The organism is Gluconobacter potus (genome assembly GCF_015244705.1).
Taxonomy (GTDB): Bacteria; Pseudomonadota; Alphaproteobacteria; order Acetobacterales; family Acetobacteraceae; genus Gluconobacter; species Gluconobacter potus.
This window is the reverse complement of the sequence record NZ_JABCQF010000020.1, coordinates 1-13,104: the sequence shown is the minus strand read 5'-3', so window position 1 is coordinate 13,104 and position 13,104 is coordinate 1. Positions and strand designations below refer to the sequence as shown.

The window sequence follows — 13,104 nt, the reverse complement described above, 5'->3', positions numbered from 1 at the left end:
TGGCTGGACGAACGCCCGATGAGGCGTATCATAACGTGCCGACGCCATCTGGTCCGGGGTTAACCCCGGACCAGATGGCCAACAGCAACGCCGTCAGAAGGGCGGCATAACAACAACCGGGTATAGCTTATCAAGCCCGCAAAACTGTCCGAACGGACGGGACCACCTCAACCATAGGTGGAGTTGCTCAGGACAAAATGCTCACGGATATGCGCCAGAACCTTCAAATCGGTGCGCTGGCGTTGGCAAACGGGTCTGGAAATCCAGGCGCGATAACCACGTGTCGATACACGCAGCACACGACACAGGCTCTCGATCGACCAACGGCTACGATGCTCACGGATGAAGGCGAACCTCATATCTTTTGGCTCGCGAAAAACTGTGTGGCTTTTTTTAAGATTTCCCTCTCCTCCCGCAAAACGCGGTTCTCCAGGCGTAGGCGCTCGTTCTCCCGGACCAGATCGGCCTGCGGTTCAGGCACTGACAGATCAGCGGTCCGATACTGCGAAATCCAGTGTCCCAATGTCGATTTGCCAATCCCCAGATCCGCTGCCACGCGGGTCCGTGACAAACCGCTGCTCAAGGCAATCCTTACCGCCTCACGGCGGAATTCTTCTGTGTGCGTCACTGCCATGGTTCCGTGCCTCTCCTGATGTGAGCTTAAAACGCTCAGTCAACCGGCACAAAACCGTAGCAAGTCCACCATTGCGGTTCACAAAAATGATGCCGCTCAGCACACGGCGATCATCGACGCGAGGTTTGCCGTGGCTCTTGGGAAAGAACGGCCGCAGACGCTCCATCTGTTCATCCGTCAGCCAAAACAGATCGCTCATCTTCAGTCTCCTCACCGAGCCTGAATCAGATTTCCACACTCAAATCAATGGGCCCTGAGCCTAACATGAGAAAAGAGGCCATAGCGAGCTATGTCGAAACCAAGAGTCGTTCCGAAACTATATAAATTTCAAAATTTTCTTTTTATTCTGGAATAGGATCATTCCGTAATATAGTCTCCTCACACAATATAGCGAGGCTCCGTCAGTGCCGGTGGAGAGTCGGGTTTGTCCGGTCAGGACAGAGACGCATGGGGTGGATCAATGGCGGTCCACTGGCCCGAGAGGGCGATGATGCATCCTTTTTGATGTGTCGTCTGGAAATGTATTGTGGACAGGGGTTTCCTGAAAGCTGGGCACGCACCCACCCTGCTGGCCGCTTTTCTGTATTTCGACGTCTCATTCATGATCTGGGTTCTGCTGGGGCCTCTCGGCATTGCTATCGCACATGACCTGCATCTGAATGCCGGGCAGAAAGGTCTTCTTGTCGCAACCCCAGTGCTGGCTGGGGCCGGGTTTCGCGTACTGGCAGGCGGCCTCGTGGACGTGTTCGGTCCTCGTCATGTTGCGATTGCGGCGCAGCTTACGGTCATTATAGGCCTTGTCCTGATCTGGTACCTTGCGCCGCATACCTACGCCCAGATGTTTGGGCTTGCGGGTATTCTTGGCATTGCAGGCGCGTCTTTCGCAATCGCCCTTCCCCTTGCCTCTGTTTGGTACCCCCCACACTATCAGGGTACCGCTCTAGGCATTGCAGGTGCAGGCAACTCAGGAACTGCCCTTGCCTCACTTTTTGCGCCTGGACTTGCGGTTCTGGTCGGATGGCGAAATGTCATCGGGCTAGCAACGTTTCCGCTCATCTGCGTTTTGCTGCTTTTTCTCGTTCTTGCCAAGGAACCTGCCAATCGACCGCCATCCCCCGGCCTGCGCGCATGGGGATCCGTTCTGGGATCAGTCGATAGCTGGTTACTGATGTTTTTTTACAGCGTGACCTTCGGGGGGTTCGTTGGTCTTGCGTCTTTCCTGACCATTTATTTCAATGACCAATATAGCCTTTCACCCGCAGTTGCCGGTGCATGCACGGCGTTTGTCGTTTTCGTTGGCTCTTTTGTGCGACCTGTTGGCGGAGCCTTTGCCGATCGCGTTGGGGGTACAAAGGCTCTGATCGTTCTGTATGCAATCGCAGCGTTCTGCTTTGGCATCATCTCTCTCGGGCTTCCGACGATCTATCTCGCATTCCCGGCATTCTTCTTCGGGATGCTGACGCTTGGTCTGGGAAATGGAGCCGTCTTCCAGCTTGTGCCAACTCGTTTCCCGCGTCAGGTCGGCATTCTAACCGGTTTGGTTGGGATGGCTGGCGGTGTTGGCGGGTTTTATCTGGCCCTGTCACTCGGCGAAGCCCGGCAGATCGTCAATTCCTACGGGCCTGGATTTCTTGCCTTTGCCGGGATTTGCCTGATTGCCTGCATCTCCGTTGTTCTGTGTCATCGTCGTTGGATGGAGAAAGCATGATGGCTGGCCTCTCCATTTTTACGCCTCATCCCTATACGCCAGTTCTGGCAGGTCTCGCTTTGGGAGCAATGGCATTCTCCAGCTCTTTGAAAGCTGACGATACCCCTCACCCCAGCACCAAAATTCACCCGTCTGCAACATCAAAAGTAAAAGCGGTCAGCCAGACGGTTCATTCTCAGCAGGGCCGGCCTCTCCACTCCCCGGACTGGGGCGTTTTCAATGCGGGGAACGGCGCCGCTTCCGGTTTCGGGTCAATGACGGGCTTTGGTCAGGTTCGTTGGGCGGAAGACTGGAGCGATGTTGTCAACATGCCGCCCGAACAGCGCAGAAATGACTGGTTCAATCGCCTGAAGTACATTCGCCTCAATGAGAGCGGAAGTATCTGGCTGTCTCTGAATGCGGAGGAACGCTTCCGTTACATCTATGAAAATCAGCCCTTGATGGGGACGGCCGGCAAAACCAATGCCAACCGTATTCTTCTTCGCAATCTGTATGGCGTGGATCTCCATCTGGGGGAGCATGTCCGCGCCTATGCCGAGTTTCTGTACGGCGTTGCTGGAGGCTCCAATACATATGGTTATCAGACAGGCGTTCAAAGGGAGCGACTGGATCTTCAGCAGGGCATTCTGGAAGTAAGGGGTAATATTCTGGGCGCCAAGGCAGGTGTTATTGGCGGCCGTCAGGTATTCCTTGATACGCCAGTCTTCATGCAGTCTGCCAGAGACCTGACCAATGCCCAGCAAACCTGGGATGGTTTCCGTGGCTATGCCATCTGGAAACGTTTTCGGGTGGATCTGTTTGATTTCATGCAGACCAACAAATTGCCTGACGCTGTTTTCGGGGACGGCACGAACTACAGTGCCAGGATGTATGGCGCCATGACGTCCACGGCGCTTCCCGCATTTAGAGCCATGGGAAAGAAGAGCCAGCTTTTCGCAGACGTCTTTTACATCGGCTATCTCTACAGTGGCACTACAGCGTCTATCCCGACCACAACGGGTACAGAGACCGGTTCCAGCCGCCGGGACAATGTCGGCATGCGTTTGTGGGGAAATGTCGGCCCTTTCTCGACGAGCCTGAGCGGTGTGTTTCAGGGAGGCCAGTTTCGGCCAGCACAGCAAAGCCAGCCAACCCGCGCCGTACGGGCTTATGCCGTCAATGCATCCCTGCTGTATAACCGGCCCGATCTTCCGACAAAACCGAGCGCTGGCCTTCAGGCGGATCTGTTCTCCGGCGGCTCCTACAAGAGCAAAGATGGAGCAGTCGGAACATTTGCCTCCCCCTATTTTCCTCTGCCGTATTATAATGACGTCACGTTGTCCGTGACGTCCCAGAACCTGATTGGTGTAGGGCCGCTCGCAACGTTTGCCCTACGGAAAAACCTTCACTTCAAGCTGCATGTTCCTTTCTTCTGGCGGGAAAGCACACAGGATGCGGTTTATGGCACAGGCAAGATCTATTCCTGGCGCAATGGGTTATCCGGCGGCTTTATCGGAGCTGCTCCCCAGACGCAGCTTGCCTGGAATTTTGCTCCGCACTGGACCTGGACGCACGACATCGTGGGCTTCATCGCGTCCCGTAGCATGCACGCAGCAGGCGCAAAGAGCGACGCATTCTACATGCAGACCCTCGAATTCAAGTTCTGACCATGACTGACCCACAGAACGGACGGATGACCATGAAAGAAAACATCATCATCATCGGCAACGGGATGGTTGGACATTACTGCGCCGAGCAGCTCGTCATGCACGGACTGCATGAAACGCATCAAATCCATGTCTTTGGTGCTGAACGCCACCATGCCTATGACCGCGTTCATCTTACGGAATACATGACGGGTCAGGATGCGCTGGCCCTGCGTCTGCATGAGGAAGATTTTCACTCGGCGCACGGCATCACCATGCATCTGGGTGTTCCAGTCATGCGGATCGACCGTGACGCCAGGACCGTGGAAAGTGAAGATGGTCTTCTGCCCTACAGCACCCTGATACTGGCGACAGGCTCTACGCCTTTCGTTCCGTCAGTCCCGGGCAATACCGGAACTGCGGGGCTGGTCTACCGTACGCTTGAAGATCTGGACGTCATCCGTGCCGCGGCTCAGGGCGCTCGCCACGGAACTGTCATCGGCGGAGGGTTACTGGGTCTGGAAGCTGCTCATGCCCTGAAACTTCTAGGGCTGGAGGTCAGTGTTGTTCAGCTTGGAGCACATCTGATGTCAGCCCAGCTCGATGAAGACGGTGGCCGCGCGCTCCGCAGCCGCATCGAGGCGCTGGGTATCGATGTGAGAACGTCACATGCGACAAAGGAAATCGTTGCAGGAGACCAGCACCGTCATCGCCTGATATTCGCAGACAGTCCTTCATTCGAAACCGATATGGTGGTCTTTTCCGCAGGCATCCGCCCTACAGATCAGCTTGGAAGAGCTTGCGGGTTAGCTGTGGGCGCGCGTGGTGGCATCGTGATCGACAATCAGTGCAGGACGTCCGATCCGGGCATTTTTGCCATAGGCGAATGCGCCCTCTGGCAGGGTCAGGTCTTTGGTCTGGTCGGGCCGGGATACACCATGGCACGCACAGTTGCCTCCCTGCTGGCCGGAGAAGATGCGGCCTTCACGGGGGCGGACATGTCTACCAAGCTCAAGCTTCAGGGCGTGGATGTCGGCTCGATCGGCGATGCGCATGGCCGTGAGCCCGGTGCGACGAGCTACCGCTTCATTGGAGAAGCAGACGGTTCCTATCGGCGCCTCGTTCTCTCTGCGGATGGCCAGCGCGTAACCGGGGCGATCCTCGTCGGAGACAACTCCTATTATGACACCATCTTCCAGTATGTTCAGAATGGCATCAAACCACCGGCTGACCCTGCTGTACTGATCCTGCCGCGTGGTGAAGGGGCAGAACTCCTGGGTGCGGATGCCCTGCCCGATACGGCCATGATCTGCTCCTGCCACAACGTCACGAAAGGCTCGATCTGTAACGCCATTGATGCGGGATGCGCTGACCTTGCCGCGCTCAAACAGGGCACAAAAGCCAGTACAGGCTGCGGTGGCTGCGCCGCACTGCTCAAGAGCGTGTTCGAAACGGAACTTGCGGCCAGAGGCATTGAGGTCGATCACAGCCTCTGCGAGCATTTTTCCCATACGCGTCAGGAGCTCTATTCCCTTGTCCGTGTCCACGGGATCCGCAGTTTTGAAGAGCTGATGGCCCGCCATGGTAACGGGGGTCTTGGCTGCGATATCTGCAAGCCAACCGTTGGCTCGATCCTGGCCTCTGCGTGGAACAAGCCGATCACCGATCCGCTCTATATTCCTTTGCAGGACACGAACGACACGTTCATGGCCAATATGCAAAAGAACGGCACTTATTCCGTGGTTCCCCGCATTGCTGGTGGGGAAATTACCCCGGACAGACTGATTGTCCTCGGGCAGGTCGCAAAAAAATATGGCCTTTACACCAAGATCACCGGTGGCCAGCGCGTTGATCTGTTTGGCGCCCAACTGCATCAGCTTCCTGAAATCTGGGGAGAACTTCTGGATGCTGGATTTGAGACAGGGCATGCCTACGGAAAGTCTACCCGGACGGTAAAATCCTGTGTTGGAAGCACCTGGTGCCGTTATGGCGTCCAGGACAGCGTCGGTAAGGCGTTGGATCTGGAGAACCGCTACAAGGGGCTGCGCTCTCCTCACAAGCTTAAATTCGCCGTATCCGGCTGTACCCGTGAATGCGCCGAAGCACAGAGCAAGGATGTGGGCATCATCGCCACGGAGAATGGCTGGAACCTGTATGTCTGTGGCAATGGCGGAATGCGTCCTCGCCATGCAGAGCTGTTCGCGACCGATCTCAATTCAGAAACGCTCGTGAAATACATCGACCGGTTTCTGATGTTCTACATTCGCACCGCAGACAAGCTCCAGCGCACGTCTGTCTGGCGGGAAGGCCTGGAGGGCGGTCTGGATTATCTCAAGGACGTCATTATCAAGGACAGCCTTGGCATTGCCGAAGAGCTGGAGCGTCAGATGCAACACGTGGTCGAAACATACCACTGTGAATGGAAAGATGCCCTCACGGACGGTGAAAAGCTCAAACGTTTCCGCACCTTCGTCAATGACACCCGCCCCGATCCAAACGTTCAGCTTGTTCCTGAGCGCGACCAGGTCAAGCCAGCCCCAAATCAGGCGGCCGTTCCTGAAGAGTCCGGCCCTGTGGAGTGGACAGCCCTCTGCAACACTAGTGATCTGGTGCCAAAATCAGGGGTGGTTGCTTGGTATGAAGGTGCACAGATTGCCCTGTTTTACCTGCCGGAAACAGAAACAACGACAGCCCGTGTTTTTGCCGTAGACAACCATGACCCGTTCTCGAAGGCCAATATCATTGGGCGCGGTATCATGGGGGATCTGCGGGGACAGCTCGTTGTCGCCTCCCCGCTTTACAAACAGCACTTCAATCTCGAAAGCGGGATCTGCCTTGAAGATCCCAGCAAATCCCTGCGCACTTGGGAGGGGCGCCTGACAGCGGAAGGCAAGGTTGAAATCCGCGCCAAGGTTATAGAAACCGCCGCAGAACGTCTTTCTGCCTGACAGTCATGGCACGGGAAGAGATCCGTTCTGTCTGCCCCTATTGCGGTGTCGGTTGCGGCATCGTGCTGGAGGTTGAGAACCATCAGATCGTCAAGGTGCGCGGAGATACCGAGCACCCGACGAATGGTGGTCGCCTATGCACCAAGGGAAGCTCCTGCGACAAACCAGTATCGTCGTCTGCGCGGCTGGATATTGCCCAGATCCGGCCAGATAGAACGTCCCTGCCCGTTCCCACCAAAATGAAGGCTGCCATCAAGGAAACGGCCCGTCGCCTGAAGAACATTCTGGAGGAACATGGACCGGATGCGATCTCCCTGTACGTCTCCGGCCAGATGTCTCTGGAAGCACAGTATCTCGCGAACAAACTCGTCAAGGGATACCTGAGAACACAGCATATCGAGTCCAACTCCCGTCTGTGCATGGCTGCGGCGGGTGCCGGCTACAAGCTCTCTCTGGGCGCAGACGCCCCCCCCGGAAGCTACGAGGACTTTGACTGCACGGACCTGTTCTTCGTGATTGGCGCCAATATGGCCGACTGTCACCCGATCCTGTTCCTGCGTCTGATGGACCGTAAGCGTCAGGGAGCAAAACTCATCGTCGTTGATCCACGGCGGGCTGCGACGGCAGACAAGGCCGACCTGTTCCTTCAGATCCGTCCCGGCACTGATCTGGCTCTGCTGAACGGCCTACTTCACATTCTGGTCCGCGATGACGCGATAGATCCGGACTTTATAGCCAGTGCGACAAAAGGCTGGAGCGAGATGCCCGCTTTTCTCGCGGACTATCATCCCGAGAACGTTGCCGAGATTACCGGTCTTTCGAAGGACGATATCGAAACAACCGCCAGATGGATTGCGGAAGCAGATGCATGGCTGACTTTATGGACCATGGGACTGAACCAGAGCACTTCGGGAGCGTGGAATACCAACGCAATTTGCAATCTTCACCTCGCGACGGGCGCCATCTGTCGCCCGGGGGCTGGGCCTTTTTCCCTTACCGGGCAGCCCAACGCCATGGGTGGCAGGGAAATGGGCTATATGGGACCCGGCCTCCCCGGACAGCGCACGGCATTGGTCGATGATGACCGTGCCTTTGTAGAGCAGCAATGGAAGCTACCCGCAGGAACCATTCGCAAAGCGGGCGGCCATGGCGCGATAGCAATGTTCGAAGCCATGAACCGCGGAGAAATCCGTGCGTGCTGGATCATTTGCACCAACCCTGTCGTGACCGTGCCACGGCGCGCCAACGTCACGGCTGCCCTTGAAGCCGCAGAGTTGGTTATTGTTCAGGATACCTACGCCGACACGGAAACCGCCGCTTATGCGGATATTCTTCTGCCGGGTGCGTTATGGGTCGAAGGAGACGGCGTGCTGGTCAATTCAGACCGTACCATGACGCTGGCCCGGCAGGCTGTCTCCCCGCCTGGTGAAGCCATCGCAGACTGGGACATCATTGCCCGCGTTGCCTGCGAAATGGGCTTTGAGGAGGCTTTCACCTTCTCATCTGCTGCCGAAGTCTTTGCGGAACTCAGCCGTTTCGCGAACCCCAAAACGGGGTACGATATTTCCGGGGTCAGTCATGGCCGCCTGAAATCCGGACCTGTCCAGTGGCCGAACCAGGCGGGGGGCACCCTGCCCCGCCACCCGATCCGCTACCGGCCAGACCCAAATAAACCTCCGGTCTTCGCCACCGATGACGGAAAAGCAATTTTTCATCCTCGGCCTTATCTCCCTTTCGAAGAGCAGCCAGATGAGGATTTTCCTTTCCTGCTCAACACGGGCCGTCTCCAGCACCAATGGCACACGCTCACAAAAACCGGGCGGGTTGATGGACTCAACAAGCTTAACCCCGGGCCTTTTGTCGAAATCGCTCTGGCCGATGCCGAACGACTGGGCATCGGCAAGGAAGATCCTGTCGAGCTTCGGTCACGCCGGGGCACAGCAGTCCTCCCCGCCCGCCCTACCGATCGCGTTGCGCCCGGAACATGCTTCGCGCCCTTTCACTGGAACGACCGTTTCGGCGAAAATCTGACAATCAACGCTGTCACGGCCGATTTCACGGACCCCGTCTCGCTTCAGCCCGGGATCAAACACTGCGCGGTGTCCCTCTCGCGCATCGAACCTGTTTCTGCTTCGGCAGAGGAGAACGCTGCTACTATGCCGCTTGACCACATGACCCAGCATCTTGGCCTCGTTGCTTCAGAGCCACTGGCTCTGTCTGTCGAAAGCCGTCAGTGGTTGACGGGCTTTATGGAAGGCCTGAGGCTTGCTCCACCGGAAAACGAGCTTCCTTTTGTCCCTCTGAGCGCTCCTTTACCGACAGAGCAGAAAGCCAGAATTAATGGCCTTTTAGCAGGCCTATATGCACGCAGTCCTGTAACGAAGGATATTGCTGTTTCGGAAAGCCCGACAAACACCCACCCCAAGCTTCTTATTCGATGGGCCTCCCAAACAGGTCGGGCAGAAGGCTTGGCTCAAGAACTCATAATCTGGCTGAAAGAAAGCGGGCATGACGTCGATGCGATGAGCCTAGAGAGCTGCAAACCGGCCGATCTTTCCGGAACGGTCCTCTTCGTCGTCTCCACCTTCGGCGACGGAGATGCTCCTGATAGTGCCAACGCTTTCTGGGATGAGCTTCGCAAAACCCAAGGATCGCTTGAAGATGTTCGTTACGCCATGGTGGCGCTGGGGGACTCTTCATACGCCAATTTCTGTGGCTTCGGCCGGGCTCTTGATGAACGCCTGAAGGCGCTTGGTGCAATCCCGGTTATGGAACGGCAGGATTGCGAGCCCGATTATGAAGAAACGGTTGAGGCCTGGCAGCACAGATTTCTGTCTGCCTTGGGTGCCAAAGCAGCTTTCACACCAGCCATTCCGTTACCGGACGCACCAGCCATCACACGGGCCACCCCCGTAATTGCACGCGTCAGCCTTAATCATTACTTGACGGGATGTAATAGCGACAAGGAAACCCGGCAGATCGTTCTGAATCTTTCAGGGACTGGACTGCACTATGACCCAGGGGACGCTCTCGGGGTCTGGCCCTGCAATGCTGGCTCAACCGTTGAAACAGTTCTGAACGCTCTGGGGATGTCTTCCGATACGACAGTCTCCGTTCGAGGCCATGGGACCGTGTCTCTGAAAGACGCCCTGACCAGACATTTTGATCTTTCCCGGCCATCTCCTGCGCTTCTGGAAAAATTGGGAGCACAATCTGCCGGCTACCTGCCCGAGTTGCTGGCTGCCACCAAACTCGACGTGCAGGCGCAGGAGATCCCGAACCTTTTCCGCCGGATGCAGCCGCGCCTCTATTCAATCGCATCATCTCTGAAAGCCTACCCTGACAGCGTCCACATTACTGTGGGTATCAATAATGAACCCTACCTTGGCTTATGCTCAAACTGGCTGGCCAGTTTGTCTGAAGGATCTGAGGTTCCCGTCTTTTTGCAGGCAACATCCCAGTTCCGTCTACCGGAAGACGATGCCAAACCTGTCATCATGGTTGGACCGGGCACAGGCATTGCCCCCTTCCGCGCCTTTCTTCAAGAGCGTGCCGCCTGTAACAGTCCCGGCCGAAACTGGCTTTTCTTCGGAGAACGTCATGAAGAAAACGGGTTCTACTATCGCGAGGAACTCGAAGGCTTCATGGCGCAAGGCTGCCTGACGCATCTGCACACGGCATTCTCCCGTGATCAGGACCAACGTATTTATGTCCAGGACCGGATGGAAGAAAACGGGGAAGAACTTTGGAACTGGCTGCAGGAAGGCGCCTATTTCTACGTCTGTGGAGATGCCGCCCGTATGGCTCGGGATGTGGACAGTGCCTTGCGGCGCATCGTGGCACGTCATGGAATTATGTCTTCGGAGCAGGCTGATGACTATGTCAGTACCCTCACCCGAAATGGACGCTACGTCCGTGACGTGTACTGAGCCGGGCCCATGACAATGAAAATTCTTCTCGCAGACGAGAATTCCCAGCGTGCTGGGGCCCTCTCAGAGATTTTGAAAGCTGACCCTTCACTGGAGGTCATCCGGCTTGAGGGTTATGAAAGCCTGATTGCAGCCGTCAAAACTCATGTTCCTGACATTGTGCTCGTGGATATCTGTCGCGCTGATCGCGATGGGCTGGATAGTGTCCGTGCGCTGTCTTGTTCCGGTCTTGAACGCCCCATTGCACTCTTTGTGGACGAAGACGATGAGGCTCTTATGGAAGATGCTTTTGCAGCGGGAGTCTGTTCCTACAATGTGATGGATACGCCCCCTCGGAACGTCAAACTCCTGCTTCGATCGGCAATTGCCCTATATCGCCGCTTTCAGGAAACAACGGCTGAACTGAAAGCGGCTCGGCAGGTCCTTTCAGACCGGGAAACGGTCGATACAGCGAAGAAAACCTTCATGCGCAACGAACGCTGCGGCGAAGCTGAAGCCTATCGTTGGTTCAGACGCCGAGCCATGCAGCAGGCCCGCAAAATGGTGGATGTTGCCGCCGATTACCTCCGGGTTCAGACCAAGGATGATGCATCATGAGTTCTGCCATCAGAATAGGCTTGCTGAGGCTGGCAGATAGCGCCCCTCTGATTATTGCTCGTAACCTAGGAATATTTGAGAGACATGGGCTAGATGCAGAACTTATCGTATCGCCATCCTGGGCCAATGTTGCAGATGGTCTCGTCTGGAACGGACTGGACGCTGCTCTGATTTTTCCGCCTCTGGCGATTATGACAGCGCTTGGTCACCGTGGCCGAGAAATCAATCTCGGGCCGGGCATTCCTGTCAGTCGCGGCGGGAATACGATTGTTCTTCGTGGACCCAAAGTCCCCTCATTCCTCGGGGGAGATTTCACTACAGGACAGCGGAATTTTCAAATCTGGCAGAGAATCCTGAGACGTCGTCCCAAGCTGGCTGTTGTGCACCTGTACTCGACTCACTTCCTTATTTTGATAGACTTTCTCAGGAGCATTCACGCCGATCCGGAACACGACGTGGAAATCGTCGTCATGCCACCTGACCGCATGATTGATGCCTTGGGCTCCCAAGAAATCGACGGCTTTTGTGCCGGCCCACCGTGGGGAACTGAAGCTGATATTCGTGGCATTGGGTTCATCGTGACTGGTTCCATCAGCATCCGCCCCGGTCATTTGGAGAAAACTCTCGTGACGACGCAACGATGGAGCCAGAGTTCACCTGCGTTGTCACAAGCTCTTAAGAGAGCCGTCGGCGAAGCGACACACTTTTGTATGGACCCCAACAATTCTGCAGAAGTCGTTCGTCAACTTTCCAACTCTCTTGCGAACGGCGGCCTTGCCCTTCCCCCGGAAGCAACCGCACAAATCATGCCGGGTCACAAGACACCAAACTCCATGCAATTCGATTTTTCGGCGTTAGATGACGACTTTTCGATCAACTGGATGACTCAGGCCATGCAGGCACAATGTTGGTTAACTCCAGCCAACATGACGCGGCTTTACGAACTGGGCTGGCTCACACCCGCACCTATTTCCTGAACAACCCTAATTTTTCAGAGACAGAACCATGAGCACAGATCTGCAAATATTTGGTTTCGAACGCGACTTTGCCGATACACTGCGCTGTATTCCAATGAGCGTGCGCATGAAACTTGATGAGTGTGGAATAAAACTGAGCCTTCGCCAGTGGAGCCGTTTCAATTACAAAGATCGCTACGAACTCTGTTACCGTTCGACAGAGTCAGATGTCGATAAACAGCACTATCGTCAATTTCTGAAAGAATTAATTCGAGCACGCTCCAACGAAGAACCTGTTTTTCTTGCTACACCGCAACCTACAGAGTGGAAAGATGAACACTCTGTACCGACGTGCCTCCAGAAGCAGATTTTAGAAAAAAATCTTTCCCCTGTGTCGCCACAAAAATGGGCGACCTTAACCCCATTACAACGATTTTCTCTTATAAAACTCTGCCGATCCGGCCACGAAAATCACAATCTTCCTGCGGCTTTGAGAGAATTTACTCTTTGAGAGTGTTTAATATTGGGGTCGCTTTGAAAATGAATTTCCTGATTCTAAAGTCCAGCTTTTGCGCTTAAGCTCTCTGGGCTAAACACTAGGTCGTGTTGACAAAAGGTCTATACGATCATCCTGAGATCTGATTCACTGGTTGCTTCTACGAAGGCGATAAGGTGAAGCGGGGATGGCACGAGGGGATCTGACGGAT

At 55.5% G+C, this 13,104-nt stretch carries 9 protein-coding genes and 1 pseudogene; 7 read left to right on the top strand and 3 right to left on the bottom strand.

Features of this window, described 5'->3' with window-relative positions:
• Positions 1–167: 167 nt before the first annotated feature.
• The 3 genes and pseudogenes from HKD31_RS14970 to HKD31_RS14960 form a co-directional block, all read right to left on the bottom strand.
• A complete protein-coding gene (locus HKD31_RS14970; protein ID WP_194265636.1) occupies positions 168–359 on the bottom strand; it encodes a hypothetical protein in 192 nt (63 codons plus the stop codon).
• Positions 356–634, bottom strand: a complete 279-nt coding sequence (locus tag HKD31_RS14965) for a transposase (protein ID WP_194265635.1) — start codon at positions 632–634, stop codon at positions 356–358. The genes HKD31_RS14970 and HKD31_RS14965 overlap by 4 nt, the downstream gene beginning before the upstream one ends.
• 67 nt (positions 635–701) lie before the next feature.
• Positions 702–833: pseudogene (locus HKD31_RS14960) on the bottom strand (transposase); the annotation flags it as partial.
• A 327-nt stretch (positions 834–1,160) separates the two neighbouring features.
• On the opposite strand from HKD31_RS14960, the gene HKD31_RS14955 reads away from it, so the two are divergent.
• The 7 genes from HKD31_RS14955 to HKD31_RS14925 are packed head-to-tail and all read left to right on the top strand — an operon-like array spanning position 1,161 to position 12,908.
• Positions 1,161–2,342: a nitrate/nitrite transporter gene (locus HKD31_RS14955; RefSeq protein WP_062493765.1), complete on the top strand. Its 1,182-nt coding sequence runs from the start codon at positions 1,161–1,163 to the stop codon at positions 2,340–2,342.
• Complete coding sequence (locus tag HKD31_RS14950) at positions 2,342–3,988, top strand: alginate export family protein (protein ID WP_062493767.1); 1,647 nt, start codon at positions 2,342–2,344, stop codon at positions 3,986–3,988. Before HKD31_RS14955 ends, HKD31_RS14950 begins: the two co-directional genes overlap by 1 nt.
• 26 nt (positions 3,989–4,014) lie before the next feature.
• On the top strand, positions 4,015–6,915 hold the full coding sequence (gene nirB / locus HKD31_RS14945) for a nitrite reductase large subunit NirB (RefSeq protein ID WP_062105930.1): 2,901 nt from the start codon (positions 4,015–4,017) through the stop codon (positions 6,913–6,915).
• A gap of 5 nt (positions 6,916–6,920) precedes the next feature.
• Positions 6,921–10,844: a bifunctional nitrate reductase/sulfite reductase flavoprotein subunit alpha gene (locus tag HKD31_RS14940; protein WP_194265634.1), complete on the top strand. Its 3,924-nt coding sequence runs from the start codon at positions 6,921–6,923 to the stop codon at positions 10,842–10,844.
• A 15-nt stretch (positions 10,845–10,859) separates the two neighbouring features.
• Positions 10,860–11,441 carry an ANTAR domain-containing response regulator gene (locus HKD31_RS14935; RefSeq protein ID WP_194265633.1) on the top strand — a complete coding sequence of 194 codons (582 nt, stop codon included), beginning with the start codon at positions 10,860–10,862 and terminating at the stop codon, positions 11,439–11,441.
• Positions 11,438–12,418: a CmpA/NrtA family ABC transporter substrate-binding protein gene (locus tag HKD31_RS14930; RefSeq protein ID WP_062105933.1), complete on the top strand. Its 981-nt coding sequence runs from the start codon at positions 11,438–11,440 to the stop codon at positions 12,416–12,418. Before HKD31_RS14935 ends, HKD31_RS14930 begins: the two co-directional genes overlap by 4 nt.
• A gap of 28 nt (positions 12,419–12,446) precedes the next feature.
• Positions 12,447–12,908: a nitrate reductase associated protein gene (locus tag HKD31_RS14925; protein WP_194265632.1), complete on the top strand. Its 462-nt coding sequence runs from the start codon at positions 12,447–12,449 to the stop codon at positions 12,906–12,908.
• The last annotated feature ends 196 nt before the right edge of the window (positions 12,909–13,104 follow it).